Origin of the sequence: Pseudomonas sp. PDM21 (assembly GCF_014852505.2) — a bacterium.
In the GTDB taxonomy this organism is placed as follows: Bacteria; Pseudomonadota; Gammaproteobacteria; order Pseudomonadales; family Pseudomonadaceae; genus Pseudomonas.
Window position 1 is genome coordinate 3,742,895 of the sequence record NZ_CM181223.1, and the last position, 15,451, is coordinate 3,758,345.

A 15,451-nucleotide genomic window follows, 5' to 3' on the forward strand; every position below is an offset into this window, starting at 1 on the left:
ATTCAGTCCTCCTCATCCCGCCGATGCATCCACCGATACAACGCCGGCAGCACCAGCAGCGTCAGCGTGGTCGAGGACAGGATACCGCCGATCACCACCGTCGCCAGCGGCCGCTGCACTTCCGCGCCGGTGCCGGTGGCCAGGGCCATGGGCACGAAGCCCAGGGACGCCACCAGCGCCGTCATCAGCACCGGGCGCAGGCGTGTCAGCGCACCCTCGCGGATTGCTGCGTCGAGGCCACGTCCCTCCTCCCGCAGGCTGCGGATGAAGGAAATCATCACCAGGCCATTGAGCACCGCCACCCCCGATAGCGCAATGAAGCCCACCCCGGCGGAGATGGACAGCGGAATGTCCCGCAGCCACAGCGCCACCACCCCGCCGGTGAGGGCGAAGGGAATCCCGGTGAACACCACCAACCCGTCGCGGACGTTGTTGAACATCATCAGCAGCAGGGTAAATACCAGCAGCAGCGCCACCGGCACCACGATCTGCAGGCGCTGCGCCGCCGACTGCAACTGCTCGAACTGGCCGCCCCAAGTGGTCCAGTAACCGGCCTGCAGCTTCACCTGCTGCTCGATGCTGCCGCTGGCCTCGGAGACGAACGAGCCGATATCCCGCCCGCGCACGTTGGCGCTGACCACGACGAGACGCTTGCCGTTCTCGCGGCTGACCTGGTTCGGCCCCTGCACCAGTTCCAGGCGCGCCACTTCGCCCAGGGTAATGAAGCCGATGCGCGAGTCCGTGGCCTTGGCCGGGGCCGGCACCGGGATCAACATGCGCGACAGCGCGTCGATGTCGCTGCGCAGGTTTTCCGGCAGGCGCACGATCAGGTCGAAGCGGCGGTCACCCTCGAACAGCGTGCCCGCCTCGCGGCCACCGATGGCCACGGCGACGTTGTCCTGGATGTCGCCGACATTCAGCCCGTAGCGCGCTGCGCGCTGGCGGTCGATGTTGACTGTGAGCACCGGCAGGCCGCTGGTCTGCTCGACCTTCACCTCGGACGAGCCCTGCACCTGACGTAATACACCGGCAATCTGCTCGGCAGTCTTGTTCAGCACGTCCATATCATCGCCGAAGACCTTCACCGCCACGTCGCTGCGCACTCCGGAAATCAGCTCGTTGAAGCGCAGCTGGATCGGCTGCGACAGTTCGTAGGCGCTGCCCGGCACGCCGTTGGCGGCTTCCTGGATTTCCGCCTCCAGCTGCGCGCGGCTCTTCTTCGGATCGGGCCACTGGTCCTTGGGCTTGAGCATCACGTAGGCGTCGGAGATGTTCGGCGGCATCGGGTCGGAGGCGATCTCCGCGGTGCCGGTGCGGCTGAACATGCGCAGAGCCTCGGGCACCTTGTCGAGCACCTGGCGCTCGAGCTTTTCCTGCATGGCCACCGACTGCGACAGGCTGGTGCCTGGCGTGCGCAACGATTGCAGGGCGAAGTCGCCCTCGCCCAGGCTGGGCACGAACTCGCTGCCCATGCGGCTTGCAATCACGCCCGAGAGCAGCACCAGCACGGCGGCCACGGCGAACACCAGTGCGCGGCGTGCCATCACCCAGTCCAGCACCGGCTCGTAGGCACGGCGCGCACCGCGCATCAGCAGGTTCTCCTCCTCCTTGACCTTGCCGGTGATGAACAGCGCGATGGCCGCCGGGACGAAGGTCACCGAGAGGATCATCGCCCCCAGCAGCGCCAGCACCACGGTGAAGGCCATGGGGTGGAACATTTTCCCCTCGACGCCGGTGAGGGCGAAGATCGGCAGGTACACCACCATGATGATCAGCTGGCCATAGATCAACGCTCGGCGCGCTTCCTTCGACGCGGCGAAGACTTCGTGCAGGCGCTCGCTGCGGGTCAGCATGCGGCCATGATGTTGCTGCGCGTGGGCCAGGCGGCGGATGGCGTTCTCGACTATCACCACGGCGCCATCGACGATGATGCCGAAGTCCAGCGCGCCGAGGCTCATCAGGTTGGCGCTGATGCGGTTGCTGAACATGCCGGTGAAGGTGAACAACATGGCCAGCGGGATCACCATGGCGGTGATCAGCGCCGCGCGGATGTTGCCGAGGAACAGGAAGAGCACCGCGATCACCAGGATCGCGCCCTCGGTAAGGTTGCGCTTGACCGTGGCGATGGCCTTGTCGACCAGTTGTGTGCGGTCATAGACGGTCACCGCCCTGACCCCGGCCGGCAGCGTGCGGTTGATCTCATCGAACTTGGCGGCGGCAGCCTTGGCGACGGTGCGGCTGTTCTCGCCGATCAGCATGAACACCGTGCCGAGCACCACTTCGCGGCCATCCTCGGTAGCGGCGCCGGTGCGCAGCTCGTGGCCGAGTTCGACCTCGGCAACGTTGCGCAGGCGGATCGGCGTGCCGTCGACATTGGCCACCACAATATTGGCGATGTCTTCCAGGCTGCCCACCTGCCCCGGTGCGCGTACCAGCAGTTGCTCGCCGTTGCGCTCGATGTAGCCGGCGCCGACGTTGGCGTTGTTGCGCTCCAGCGCGGCGATCACATCCGCCAGGGTCAACCGGTAGGCCGCCAGCCGACGGGTATCGGGCGCAACCTGGAACTGCTTGGCGAAGCCGCCGATGGTGTTCACTTCGGCGACGCCGGGCACGTTGCGCAGCTGCGGCTTGATCACCCAGTCCTGGATCACCCGCAGGTCGGTCGGCGTGTACTCGCTGCCGTCCTCCTTGCGCGCGCCCGGCTCGGCCTCGATGGTCCACAGGAAGATTTCCCCGAGGCCGGTGGAGATCGGACCCATGGCCGACTCGACGCCCTCAGGCAACTGCTCGCGGGCCTGCTGCAGGCGTTCGTTGACCAACTGGCGGGCGAAGAACAGGTCGGTGCCGTCCTTGAAGATCACCGTCACCTGCGACAGCCCCGAGCGCGAGATCGAGCGCGTCTGCTGCAGGCCCGGCAGACCGGCCATGGCGGTCTCCACCGGGTAGGTGATGCGCTGCTCGGTCTCCAGCGGGGTGAAGCCCGGCGCCGAAGTGTTGACCTGCACCTGCACGTTGGTGATGTCGGGCACCGCATCGATGGGCAGCTTCTGGTAGCTGGCGATGCCCAGGCCGGCCATGCCGAGGACAGCGAGCAGCACGAGATAGCGCTGCTCGATGGCGAAACGAATGATGCGTTCGAACATGCTTTCGCTCCGTCAGTGCGCGTGGGACGCCGAGCTCTTGCCCAGCTCCGACTTGAGAATGAAGCTGCCTTCAGTCGCCACCTGGTCACCGGCGACAAGGCCGGCCAGCACCTCGACGAGACCTGCGCTGCGCGCGCCGAGATCGACCGGCCGCGGTTCGAAGCCTTCGGCGCTGCGCACGAAGACGCTGGGTTTGCCTTCCACCTCCTGGATCGCCTGCTCCGGCACCGCGACCGGCACCTGGCGCGCACTGCTGCTCACCCGCACATTGACGAACAGGCCGGGTCGCCAGGCGCCATCGGGATTGGCCAGGGTGACGCGAGCCACCGCGCTGCGGGTCTGCTCCCCGAGCAGGTTGCCGACATAGCTGACGCGGCCGTCGACCTGCATGCCGAGGTCCGCCGCTTCCACCCGCGCCGGCTTGCCCACCTGCACCCGCGCCAGGTCCTGCGGCGCCACGCTGAAGCTGGCCCAGACCCGCGACAGATCAGACAGCGTGAAGGCCGCGGTGGTCTCGCTGACCACCTCGCCGGGCACCAGGTGCTTCTCCACCACCACGCCATCGAAGGGAGCGCGCAGCTCATAACGATTGCCCCCGCCGCTGGCCGACACGCCGCTCAGTGCGTTGGTCTTCTGCTGCGCATTGGCCAGGGCGATGCGCGCTTCTTCCAGGTCCTGGCGCGCCTGCAGGTAGTCCTGCTCGGCGGAAATCTTCTCCTGCCACAGCTCCCGCTCGCGTTCGAAGGTCTTGCTCGCCAGGCTCGCCCGGCGCTGGGCAGCGGCCAGCTCGCTGCGCAATTCGGAAACCTGCTGGCTGGCGATCACCGCCAGCAGCTCACCCTTCTTCACGCTCTGCCCCAGGTCCACCTTCACCGACTCCACCACACCTGGCGTGCGAGGCACGACGTGGGCAGTACGGTCCTGGTCGAAGCCGATCTCGCCGGGCAGGCTGAACGCTTCGTCCAGCGCCTTCGGTCCGGCGGTGGCCAGCTGGATGCCGGCAGCCTGTATCTGCGCAGGGCTGAGGTGCAGGCCCTCTTCTTCGGCTGGCGCTTGCTTGGCGGCGTGATGCTCGCCATCGGCATGGCTGCCTGCTTCGGCATGGCGCGTCGGCGCGGCGTTGCCGTGGTGCTCGCCGTCCGCATGGGTCGCGTCGTCGAGGTGGCTGCCGCCGGCCTGTTCGCTGCCCATCCAGGCGTAGGCGCAGACGCCCAGCGCGGAGGCCAGCAGAACGGTGGCGGCGAGAGGGGTTTTCTTGATCATGGAAGCTCCGGGAAATTTCCGCCGGCGCCGCGCCGTAGCGCAGGCACCGCAGGGTGATGGAGGGTGCTGAAGAGGTCGTGGACGCACCAGTGCACGGGCAGGCTGACGATGGGCGCGGCGGCGGACGGCGTCAGGCTCACGAGCAGCAGGCCGAACCAGGCGCGGCGGCGCTTAGCGGGCCGCGCCGACATCGCCGTAGACCCTTTCGATCCGTCCCCAGGCATCGCTGACCTGGGCCAGCGCGCGCAGGTACTGGTCGCGCGCGGTGATCAGGGTGCGCTGGGCGTCGAGCACTTCGAGGAAGCCGAACTTGCCCATCTCGAAGCCGCGCGTGGCGCTCTCCACGGCGGTCTGGGCGCTGGGCAGGATGGTCTGGCGGAAGGCATTCACCTCGCCCTGGGCGGTGCTCCACTGCTGCAGCGCCTGCTGGGTTTCCTGGCGCAAGCGCAGTTCGGTGGCGTTGCGCAGGTCGCGAGCCTGATCGGCGCGGCGGGATTCGGCGAGGATGTTCCCCTGGTTGCGGTCGAACAGCGGCAGCGGCAGGCTGAAGCCGATCACCGCAATGCGGTCGCGGTTGCCGGCGTCGATGGCCTCCTGGGTGCCGACGCTGACGTCGAGGTCGGGAATGCGCTGGGTCTTTGCCAGCCGCACAGCGGCCTCGCCCTGATCGATGCGGGTCTGCGCCAGGCGCATTTCCGCGCTGTCGCCCAGGCGGTCGAGGAGTTGATTGCTGCTGGGCAGGCCGGGCAAGGGTTCGACGCTGTCGCTGCGCACGCCGCTGAAATCCGGCAGTGCCAAGCCCATCAGTGCGGCCAGTGCCTGGTTGGCGTCGGCTCGTTCGCGGCGGGCGCGGGACTGCTCCAGGCGTACTTCGGCGAGTTGCACCTGCGCGCGGTTGGCCTCCAGCGGCGGTGCCTTGCCGGCACGCACACGCCCCTCAGCCGCAGTCACACCACGCTGCGCCAGTTCCACCGACTGCTGTGCCAGGCGCTCCCGTTCCTGGGCGCGCAAGGACGTGTAGAAAGCCGCGATCACTTCGCCACGCAGCTGGTTGCGTCGCGCCTGCAGGCTCAGTGCGGCAACATCCTGGCCGCGCTCGGCCAGTTCCACCCGCGCGCCGCGCTTGCCGCCCAGTTCCAGCGGCTGGCTGATGCCGATCGTGGTGGTGCGATTGCGCGAATCGGTGCCCTCCTGGTCCCAGGACAGCGTCGGGTTGCGCAGCAGGCCGGCCTGTTCGCGCAATCCCTGGGCGATGCCGATTTCCCGGCCGCTGGCGGCCAGCTCGGGGTTGCCGCTGGCGGCGGCCTGCAGGGCATCCTCGATACCGATCTCGCGGGCCTGCGCCCCACTTGGCAACTGCCAGAGCAGCAACGCCAGCAGCATTGCCGGCGCGGCAAATCCAGTACGTCTTGAAAACACGGCGAACCTCGCACGGTGGAGTCAACTTCGACGGCATCCCGTCATTTCCACCGGCGAATCTAGAAGTGCCTCTCTAGCGACAAGGTGACTGGATAATTACAAACATGTAATTGGCCATTTGCCGACGTCCCGTTGTATGTATTTAAAAAGGCATCGCGCCTCTTCCAGGTAACTTCAGGAAACAATTCGCGGCACTCCGAACAAACTGAATCGCTTCTGTAAAACCTTACAGAACAGCGACATACATAACTTTCAGTGCTCCTCACCCAGCCGGAAATGCGACATCGCCACGGTTGACCCTGAAGTCGCTACAGCTTCTAGACTGCGCGCCTTTCTCGTTGGCGGTATGAACTTCCCTGCGCCTGCGGCACCACTCTTCGCGTAATTACCGGGTAACTATCCATGAAAATCCTGCTCATCGAGGACGACCACAAGACGGCCGATTATCTGCAACAGGGACTGAGCGAAAGCGGCTATGTCGTCGACCGCGCTGACAACGGCGTCGACGGCCTGCACCTGGCCCGGCAGTGCGCCTACGACTTGGTCATCCTCGATGTGAACCTGCCACAGATGGACGGTTGGGACGTGCTCGCCAGCCTGCGCCAGCACAGCGACATCCGCGTGATGATGCTCACCGCCCGCGGCCGTCTCACCGAGCGGGTGAAAGGCTTCGACCTGGGCGCCGACGACTACCTGCTCAAGCCCTTCGAGTTCCCCGAACTGCTGGCCCGCGTGCGCTCGCTGATGCGCCGCAGCGAACGCATCGACCAGCCGCAGGTGCTGCAGATCGGCGGGCTGGAGCTGGACCCCGGTCGCCATCGCGCCTACCGCGACAGCCAGCGCATCGACCTGACCAGCAAGGAGTTCGCCCTACTGCACCTGCTGATGAGCCGCAGCGGCGAAGTGCTCTCGCGCACGCAGATCATCTCGCTGGTCTGGGACATGAACTTCGACTGCGACACCAACGTGGTGGAAGTCACCATCCGCCGCCTGCGCGCGAAGGTCGACGAGCCCTTCCCCGACAAGCTGATCCACACCCTGCGCGGGGTCGGCTACGTGCTGGAGTCCCGCGCATGAAGCCGGCCAGCCTGTCGCTGCGCATCGGCCTGTGGGTTGGCATGCTGGGGTCGGTGCTGATTGCCCTGCTGCTCACCCTCGCCTACCTCGCCCTCGACCATCAGCTGGACCTGCGCGCCCACCGGGAGCTGGAGGACAAGCTCGGGCAACTGCGCCACGCGCTGGAGGCCGACCCCGGCCTCGCCGCCCTGCCCCTGCGTGGCCATGCCCTGCAGGACCAGTTGATGGGCCACGACAACCTCAGCGCCGCGCTGCTCGATGAGCAGCGCGGGCGGCCGGCGCAGTTCAGCAGCGGGCCGAATGCCGACCTGCCAATACTCGATGGGTTCGCCGGCAATGGCCGTGCCTTCGGCTGGACCGCGCCGGACGGCCGCCGTCTGCTCACCGAACGCAGCCTGATTCGTCTGCGCGACGGCAACAGCCTGCGGGTGTTCCTGACCCTGGATCGGCGCGACGACGACGCCCTGCTTGGCGCCTTCCTGCGTTCGGCCTGGCTGGCCGTGCCGCCGTTGCTGCTGCTTATCGCCCTTGGCGCGCGCCTGGTGGCCAAGCGCGGCCTGCTGCCGTTGCGCCAGTTCGGCCAGGTGGCCTCGCGGGTCACCACCCAGGACCTCAGCCACCGCATTCCACTGCAGGACCTGCCACGTGAGCTGGGCAAGGCGGCGCGGGCACTGAACCTGATGCTGCACCGGCTGGATGACGGCGTGCAGCAACTCACACAGTTCTCCGACGACATCGCCCACGAGCTGCGCTCACCCATCGGCAACCTGCTGGGCAAGGCGCAGGTGACGTTGTCGCGGCCACGGGAAAAGGAGGAGTACGAGACGGTGCTGGCGGCGAGTACCGAGGAGCTGGAACGGGTCGGGCGGATCGTCAGCGACATGCTGTTCCTCGCCCAGGTCAGCCATCCGCGCGCGCTGCTGCCGCAGGAGCCGGTGCGGCTGGAAGAGGAAGCGGCGAAGGTCGCCGAGCTGTTCGATTTCAGCGCCGAGGAGAAGTCGCTCTCCATTGTCATCGAAGGTCACGGGCGGGTGGTCGGTGACCGCCTGATGATCCAGCGCGCGATATCCAACCTGCTGTCCAACGCCATCCGCCACACGCCCGGGGGCGAGCGCATCAGCGTGCAGGTGCGCGACGACGGCGAAGCCGTGACCTTACAGGTGCAGAACCCCGGCGCAGGCATTGCCGCCGAACACCTGGAGCACCTGTTCGAGCGCTTCTACCGGGTGGATAAGGGCCGTTCGCGGGCACAGGGCGGCACCGGCCTGGGGCTGGCCATCGTGCGTTCGATCATGGAGCTGCACCTGGGCTCGGCCAGCGCGCAGAGTGCGGAGGAAGGGCCGACGCGCTTCCTCCTGACGTTTCCTTCGTCACCCGACTGACCTCCACCCAGCTCAAGATCAACGGGTGGCGCGGCAGGCGACGCGCTCGGTGCGGTACTCGATGGCCTGTTCGTCACCGAAGGAATCCTTGTAGCGCAGTTGCACCGGCACCACGCCGCAGTCGCTGCTCATCGGCGTCACCGCCACGACTTCGGCGATGTCCAGGTTCATCCCGTAGGTGTACTGCTTGGCCTCGGCGATCTGCGTCGGCGACGGTGCGCTCTGCCGCGCCTGCATGACCTGCTGACGGGCCTGCTCCATGCGGGCGAAGGTGATGTCGCCGCCACCGTCGGCCAGGACCAGGGAGGAAGCGCCCAGCAGGGCGGCGGTCAGGAAGATGCGGGAGAGTTTCATGGCAGTCACCTCGTGGTGGTTGAAAGTGATTCCACCTTAAGAGGCCGCCGCTAACGGGAAGCTGAGGCAAGGATGACGATTCGGTTATCCGGCGTACGGGCCACTGCGGCAAAGCAGGCAATTTCCCACCACTCATCCGTGCATTTTCCCAGCGGTGAACTCTCGGCGTCCGACAACTGTCTGTGTGCTGTCGGCCCCCCGGGTGGGTTTCCTGGCCATTGGCCACCCGGCCAGTTCTCAATAAGTTGCCCGGCCGACGTTTTCGCTCCCGCAAGGCGGGTTTCGTTCCAAGTCATGTGAAGATTGCCCATGTCCCTATCGCGTCGCTTCCCCGCACGAGTTTCTCCCCTCCAGACCCGCGCCCTCGGTGCCTGCCTGTTCGCCAGCCTGCTGGCCGCCGGCGCTCCGGCCCAGGCCGAGGAGCCCGCCAGCAACGCGCGCTGGGTGAACGACAGTCTGAGTACCTACGTGCGCAGCGGCCCCACCGACGGCTACCGCATCGTCGGCACTCTGACCTCCGGGCAGAAGGTCCAGCTGGTCAGCACCTCCGGCGACTACAGCCAGGTGCGCAGCGACAGCGGCAGCACCGTGTGGATCGCCAGCAAGGACCTGCAGGAGAAGCCCGGCCAGGCAGAACGCCTGCCCTCGCTGGAACAGAAGGTCACCGAGCTGACCACCCAGTTGCAGACCATCGACGACTCCTGGAAGAACCGTGTGCAGGGCATGCAGGAAACCCTGGACGCGCGCAAGAAGCTCATCGATGAGCTGCAGGCCGCGCGCAGCGCGCTGGACGCCGAGCTGAACCAGGCGCGCTCGCAGCTGCGCGATACCCAGGCGCAACTGGGCGACGAGAACAAGCAGGTGCTGATGCGCTACATGGCTTATGGCGGCAGCATCGCCGGCGCCGGCCTGCTCGCCGGGCTGATCCTGCCGACCATGCTGCGCGTGCGCCGCAAACGCAGCACCGAGTGGGTCTGACGCTTCAGTCGATGCGCAATTCGTACTGCCGGTAACCCAGGGCGTCGCTGCCCTGCGGTTCGAATCCGGCGAGTTCGTAAAGGCGCCGCGCCGGGTTGTCGGGGCGCACGCTGAGCTTCAGCCGCAGGTAGCCCTCCTGCCGGGCATCGGCGATGTAGCGTTGCAACAGCGCTGCACCGACGCCCTTTCCCCGCCAAGCCTCGCTGACGCCCAGGGTGCAGAGCTCCGCGCTGCCCGCTTCGGGCAACCAGAGGCTGTAGCCGACGCTCTCGCCATCGAGCTCGGCGATGGTCAGCCGCTCGAAGTGCTCCAGCCAGCGCGCCAGGTGGCGGTCGAAGTCTTCTCGCCAGCGCTCCTCATGGGCAGGCTCCCACTGGCGGATATAGGCCTCTTCGCCGCGCTGGACGAAGGGGACATCGGTGATGCGGGCGGGGCGGAGCGAAAGGCTCATTGCAGTTTCCATGGCAGGAACAAGCAATACGACCTGACCATCGCATCCGTCAGGTCTCGGTGGCAACTGGCAGAATCGACCGAATCTCATCTCGGCGCACTCAGCATACCTTCCAGGCGTGATTTGACGTCCGCTCGCTCCTCCATCAAGCGCTGCAGATCCACGCTGTATTGCAGATTCACGACGTCATTTTCAGCCAGCGCATCCTGCTGCAGATCATCCAGGCGCGCGCTCCGCTCCCTTAATAAGGCGGCAATGCGGCCATCGAGGCTGCTGAGTCTCTTGCGCAGGAACGTCACCTTGTGGAATTTCCAGCGCCCCATTGCTGCGACGCGAACAGACTGGTTGGCGGCCTCCTGCTGCGTGAGCTCTTCGTCGGTCGGCTGGGGAGAAATAGCGGGTTTGACGAGGATTGCATCGGCGGAGCAGGGATGTTGGGAAAAAGTCGTTCGACCTTCGACAGTGCACTTGTAGATCTCGGCTTGCGCGGTGTTGAAACCCAGCGCGGCCAGCAGGACCACGACGAATGGGAAGCGCATGATGCAATGCTCCTGACCACTCCATTGGTTTGCCTGTAAACAGGACCCTTGGGATTGCTATCAGATTGACATGCACTGTCCGAGCGAGTTCTTGGGCGCTCTGTAAAGGTTCGGTAAATCCTTCCGGCACGGTCTTGGCTCAAGTCGCGGCAGCGCGCCACGCCCGCGATCCACCGGCAGGACCGGCGTCAGGCACTCTGCCGCTGCCTCACGCCACCTCGCTTTCCACGCCCGCATCCAGGTCCACCAGCAGCTCGATCATCGCCCGCGCCGCCGCCGAGAGGCGGTCGCCGCTGCGGGTGACGATCCCGCAGCGTGCCTGGAGGATGTCGACGTTCTGCGGCAGGTTGCGAAAGTGCAGGCGCACCAGTTCGCCACGCGCCATCGGTTCGCTCAGCGCCTCTTCCACGGCGATGCCGATGGCGTCGGTCTGGCTGACGATACGCACCAGCGAAGCCATGTCTTCGCACTGCACGTTGGTGCTGATGTCGATCTTGCCGCTGAGGTTGGCGAGCATCTTCCGCGCGCTGGGCGGAATCAGCGTGGCCGCCAGCGGGTAGGCGAACATGTCGTTGGTGGAGAGACTCTCCTTAGCCAGCAGCGGGTGCCCCTCGCGGCAGAAGAACAGCCCGCTGCGCGGCTTCAGCGCGCGGGTCTGGAAGTTCGGGTCGGCTTCGAAATGGCGGATGTCGGCGACGAAGAACTCGATCTCCTCGCGGCTCAGGCTGCGCGCCAGGCGCTCCCAGTTGTCCACGCCGAACTGAATATGGATGCGCGGGTAGCGCTGGACGAAGCGTGACACCGCATCGGACACCAGCTTCTGCGCCGGCGCCGGCCCGCTGCCGAAGCGCAGCTCGCCGGAGTCCAGCTTGTTCAGACGGGCCACCGCGTGGCTCAGGTTATTGGCGCCCTGCACCAGGCTCAGCGCGTGCTGCAGCACCACCTGGCCCTCGGGGGTCGGGCGCAGGTCCTTGCTGCCACGGTCCACCAGACGGCAGCCCAGCTCCTGCTCCAGGCCCTGGATGCTGCGGCTGAACGCCGGCTGGGTGATGCCCATGGCGTCGGCGGCGCGAACGAAGCTGCGGTGTTCGTTGAGGGCGATGAAGTAGCGGAGCTGGCGCAGATCCATGATGCATTTCCGGCATTGAAAAAAGTGGGCAAAGGCATTTGCCGCTGGGTATGCGCTGGTTTTAAATGCAAGCTCTTATTCCGTCAACGAAGAATAAAACAAACATCTATTCTTTTATGAACTAAGAATATAGCTCAGACCAGGAGTCGCCCGATGCCAGCCCTGCACCTCCTTTCCTCGCGAATGTGCCTGTCCCGCTGTCGCTGACAGCCAAAGCCGCACCCAACCACAACGAAAAACGTCGTTCGCCACTTTTGCCTGGCGCGGCCCCGTTTTGCCCGCGAACAGCGTGCAGAGACAAGGACACAGCATGACTTCGAGACATTCGCCCTTCCCCTTTAAGCCCCACCGGCTGCGCCAGGCCATTTTCCTGCTGGCCCTGGGCGGCGCCCTGCCGGTATTCGCCGAGGAAGCCGAGGACGGCAGCACTACCAGTGATACTGCCAAGCCCGTGAGCGCAGCGCCCGCCAAGGCCGACGCCACCCTGGGCAAGGTCACCGTCACCGCTCGCCGCCGCGAGGAAGACTCGCAGAAGGTGCCCACGCCGATCACCGTGGTCGGCGGCGAGACCCTGGAGACCCAGCGCGTCTACAAGGTGCAGGACCTGCAGCAGATCCTGCCCAGCGTTAACGTCGCCTTCATCCACGCGCGGCAATCGAGCATTGCCGTGCGCGGCATCGGCAACAACCCGGCCAGCGACGGGCTGGAAGGCAGCGCCGGGGTCTACCTGGACAACGTCTACCTCGGCCGCCCCGGCATGGCGGTGTTCGACCTGCTGGACATCGAGCAGCTTGAGCTGTTGCGCGGGCCGCAGGGCACACTGTTCGGCAAGAACACCACGGCCGGCGTACTGAACATCAGCACCCGTGCGCCGACCTTCACCCCCGAGCGCAGCGTCGAGGTCTCCGGCGGCCAGGACGGCTACTTCCAGGGCAAGGGCAGCGTCTCCGGCGCCCTGACCGACACCCTGGCCGGACGCGTCTCGGCCTACCGCACCCGCGATGACGGTTACATCAAGAACATCCACGACGACAACACCCTCAATGGCGGCGAGCGCCAGGGCATCCGCGGGCAATTGCTGTTCAAGCCCAACGAGGATTTCGACCTGCGCTGGATCAACGACTACAACGAGGAGGACTCCAGCAACGGCAGCATGGTGGTGTACGGCGCCGCCGACCGCTTCTGGCAGCGCGCCGCCTCGGTAGGTGCCTCGCCAGTGCGCGATCCGGACCGGCACAAAGTCAACATCAACGCCCGCCAGCACGTCAGCGTGCACCAGGGCGGCAGCTCGGTGGAGGCCAACTGGAACCTCAATGGCGGCTACAAGCTGACCTCCATCAGCGCCTACCGCTACTGGCACTTCACCCCGGCCAACGACGAGCAGCTCAACGTCTCGGCGATCAACAACACCGGCGTGGAAGTCCACGACCGCCAGTTCTCCCAGGAAGTCCGCCTGGCCTCGCCCACCGGCGGCTTCTTCGACTACGTGCTCGGCGCCTATGCGTTCAACCAGAACCTGGGCAACAAGACCTTCACCAGCTACGGCCCGCTGGCCGACCGCTACCTGCTGGGCACCGACCTGAATGCGCTGAACAACACCTACTCGAAAGCCAACGGCAAGATCGAGACCGACAGCTTCGCGCTGTTCGCCCAGGGCACCTGGCACCTTACCGACAAGCTGGACTTCACCGCCGGTCTGCGCGGCACCTACGAGGAGAAGGATGCCAAGGTCGAACGCTTCGACCCGGTCGGCGGCGCACCGGTAACCGGCGTCGGCGCAGTGGTACGGCGCAACCAGCTGGGCGCCTATGACTCGGGCGACCTCAGTCTCTACAGCTTCGCGCCTTCGGCGCTGCTGAGCCTGAGCTACCAGTTCACCGATGATTTCCTCGGCTACGCCTCGCTGTCCCATGGCGAAAAATCCGGCGGCGTGAACCTGGCCGTGGCCAGCGCCCCGACGGCGGGCGCGGACTCGCTGCTGGTCGGCCCGGAACGCGCCAACGACGCCGAACTGGGGATCAAGACGACCCTGTTCGACAACCACCTGCAGCTCAACACCAACCTCTTCTGGACGGGCATCCACGGCTACCAGGCGACCACCCTGTACCAGCCGCCAGGCTCGACCCAGCTGGTCTCGGTGCTCTCCAACGCCGGCAGCGTGCGCTCGCGCGGCCTGGAGTTCGAGGCCACCGCCCTGCCCGTTCGCGGCCTGACGCTGAACTTCAACGGCTCCTACAACGACGTCACCTACCTGTCGTTCAAGGACGCCCCGTGCCCGGCGGAAATCTCCACTCAACCCAATGCCCCGGCCACCTGCGACCTCACCGGGGACCGCGTGGTCGGCGCCTCGAAGTGGATCGCCAACCTCAACGGCGAATACGCCTGGAACCTCGACGACGGCATCCGCCCCTACGTGACCGGCAGCTACTCCTACCGCTCCGAGGCCGAAGGCACGCTGGACAACTCCGAGCTTTCGAAGATCGACGGCTACGGCCTGGCGAACTTCTCCGTCGGCGTGCGCAAGGACCTCGGCGACGGCCAGCTGGATGCTTCGGTCTGGCTGAAGAACGCCTTCGACAAGGACTACTACCTGGCCGCCTTCGCCAGCATCAACGGCTCCTACACCGCCTCGGTGGGGCAGCCGCGCACCCTGGGCGCTTCGGTTCGCTATGACTTCTGATCCCCATCTGCCGCGCCCCGGCGCGCGGCTCTATTGCCACAGCAAGAGGACGATGAGATGAGCAACGCAGCACAAGCTATCCAGCAGCACGCAGTAAGCCTCGACATCCACCCGGTTGCCGGCCGCATCGGCGCCGAGATTCGCGGCGTGAAGCTGTCCGGCGAGCTGGACGCCGCCACCACCGACGCCATCCAGGCCGCGCTGGTGAAGCACAAGGTGATCTTCTTCCGCGGCCAGACGCACCTGGACGACCAGGGCCAGGAGGCCTTCGCCCAGCTGCTCGGCAACCCGGTGGCCCACCCGACCGTGCCGGTGCAGGAAGGCACCCATTACCTGCTGGAACTGGACGGTGCCCAGGGCCGCCGCGCCAACTCCTGGCACACCGATGTGACCTTCGTCGACGCCTATCCCAAGGCCTCGATCCTGCGCAACGTGGTGGCCCCCGAGTCCGGCGGCGACACCGTGTGGGCCAACACCGCCAGCGCCTACGACGACCTGACGCCGGAGCTCAAGGCCCTGGCCGATTCACTCTGGGCGGTGCACAGCAACGAGTACGACTACGCCGGCATCCGCCCGAACTTCGACCCCGCGCGCCTGGAGGAGTACCGCAAGGTGTTCACCTCCACCGTCTACGAGACCGAGCATCCAGTCGTGCGCGTGCACCCGGTCAGCGGCGAGAAGACGCTGCTGCTGGGGCACTTCGTCAAGCGTCTGAAGGGGCTCTCGCAGCATGACTCGGCGCACCTGTTCGCCGTGCTGCAAAGCCACGTCACGCGCCTGGAGAACACCGTGCGCTGGCGCTGGCAGCCGGGCGACGTGGCCATCTGGGACAACCGCGCGACCCAGCACTACGCCGTGGACGACTACGGCACCCAGCCGCGCATCGTGCGCCGCGTGACCCTCGACGGCGATGTGCCGGTGGGTGTCGACGGGCAGCGCAGCCGGACGATCAAGAAGGTTTGAGTTCTAGCACTGCGAGCCAGAGCCCCTCTCCCCAGCCCTCTCCCTGAAGGGAGAGGGAGTATCCGATTGAAGC

The 15,451-nt window shown here is 66.3% G+C and carries 12 protein-coding genes; 5 read left to right on the forward strand and 7 right to left on the reverse strand.

Features of this window, described 5'->3' with window-relative positions; translation table 11 throughout:
- Nucleotides 1-2 precede the first annotated feature (2 nt).
- The 3 genes from IB275_RS17170 to IB275_RS17180 form a co-directional block, all read right to left on the reverse strand.
- Nucleotides 3-3,143: a CusA/CzcA family heavy metal efflux RND transporter gene (locus IB275_RS17170; protein WP_192295725.1), complete on the reverse strand. Its 3,141-nt coding sequence runs from the start codon at nucleotides 3,141-3,143 to the stop codon at nucleotides 3-5.
- 12 nt (nucleotides 3,144-3,155) lie between these two features.
- Nucleotides 3,156-4,406: an efflux RND transporter periplasmic adaptor subunit gene (locus tag IB275_RS17175; protein ID WP_192295726.1), complete on the reverse strand. Its 1,251-nt coding sequence runs from the start codon at nucleotides 4,404-4,406 to the stop codon at nucleotides 3,156-3,158.
- 171 nt (nucleotides 4,407-4,577) lie between these two features.
- A complete protein-coding gene (locus tag IB275_RS17180) occupies nucleotides 4,578-5,789 on the reverse strand; it encodes a TolC family protein (RefSeq protein ID WP_151189669.1) in 1,212 nt (403 codons plus the stop codon).
- Nucleotides 5,790-6,227: 438 nt separating this feature from the next.
- Here IB275_RS17180 and IB275_RS17185 point away from each other — a divergent pair, with 438 nt between their 5' ends.
- Both IB275_RS17185 and IB275_RS17190 read left to right on the forward strand, forming a co-directional pair.
- Entirely contained in the window at nucleotides 6,228-6,902 is a 675-nt protein-coding gene (locus tag IB275_RS17185) for a heavy metal response regulator transcription factor (RefSeq protein ID WP_192295727.1), read from the forward strand.
- Nucleotides 6,899-8,284 (forward strand): heavy metal sensor histidine kinase, encoded by a 1,386-nt coding sequence (locus IB275_RS17190; protein WP_192295728.1) that lies wholly within the window; start codon nucleotides 6,899-6,901, stop codon nucleotides 8,282-8,284. The genes IB275_RS17185 and IB275_RS17190 overlap by 4 nt, the downstream gene beginning before the upstream one ends.
- An 18-nt stretch (nucleotides 8,285-8,302) precedes the next feature.
- Here IB275_RS17190 and IB275_RS17195 read toward each other — a convergent pair whose 3' ends face one another.
- Nucleotides 8,303-8,638: a co-regulatory protein PtrA N-terminal domain-containing protein gene (locus IB275_RS17195; protein ID WP_192295729.1), complete on the reverse strand. Its 336-nt coding sequence runs from the start codon at nucleotides 8,636-8,638 to the stop codon at nucleotides 8,303-8,305.
- A gap of 309 nt (nucleotides 8,639-8,947) precedes the next feature.
- On the opposite strand from IB275_RS17195, the gene IB275_RS17200 reads away from it, so the two are divergent.
- Nucleotides 8,948-9,616: a TIGR04211 family SH3 domain-containing protein gene (locus IB275_RS17200; RefSeq protein ID WP_081517032.1), complete on the forward strand. Its 669-nt coding sequence runs from the start codon at nucleotides 8,948-8,950 to the stop codon at nucleotides 9,614-9,616.
- Nucleotides 9,617-9,620: 4 nt separating this feature from the next.
- Here the strand turns inward: IB275_RS17200 and IB275_RS17205 are convergent, their stop codons facing one another.
- The 3 genes from IB275_RS17205 to IB275_RS17215 all read right to left on the reverse strand — a co-directional run bounded on the left by IB275_RS17205 (nucleotide 9,621) and on the right by IB275_RS17215 (nucleotide 11,735).
- The gene (locus IB275_RS17205) at nucleotides 9,621-10,067 is read right to left on the reverse strand and encodes a GNAT family N-acetyltransferase (protein WP_192295730.1); all 447 of its coding nucleotides are present in this window, start codon (nucleotides 10,065-10,067) and stop codon (nucleotides 9,621-9,623) included.
- 86 nt (nucleotides 10,068-10,153) lie between these two features.
- Nucleotides 10,154-10,606 carry a DUF4124 domain-containing protein gene (locus tag IB275_RS17210; protein ID WP_192295731.1) on the reverse strand — a complete coding sequence of 151 codons (453 nt, stop codon included), beginning with the start codon at nucleotides 10,604-10,606 and terminating at the stop codon, nucleotides 10,154-10,156.
- 208 nt (nucleotides 10,607-10,814) lie between these two features.
- The gene (locus IB275_RS17215; protein WP_138525469.1) at nucleotides 10,815-11,735 is read right to left on the reverse strand and encodes a LysR family transcriptional regulator; all 921 of its coding nucleotides are present in this window, start codon (nucleotides 11,733-11,735) and stop codon (nucleotides 10,815-10,817) included.
- A gap of 310 nt (nucleotides 11,736-12,045) precedes the next feature.
- Here IB275_RS17215 and IB275_RS17220 point away from each other — a divergent pair, with 310 nt between their 5' ends.
- Both IB275_RS17220 and IB275_RS17225 read left to right on the forward strand, forming a co-directional pair.
- Nucleotides 12,046-14,415: a TonB-dependent receptor gene (locus IB275_RS17220; RefSeq protein WP_192295732.1), complete on the forward strand. Its 2,370-nt coding sequence runs from the start codon at nucleotides 12,046-12,048 to the stop codon at nucleotides 14,413-14,415.
- Nucleotides 14,416-14,472: 57 nt separating this feature from the next.
- Nucleotides 14,473-15,378, forward strand: coding sequence for a TauD/TfdA dioxygenase family protein (locus IB275_RS17225; protein WP_192295733.1), 906 nt, complete (start codon nucleotides 14,473-14,475; stop codon nucleotides 15,376-15,378).
- Nucleotides 15,379-15,451: the final 73 nt, after the last annotated feature.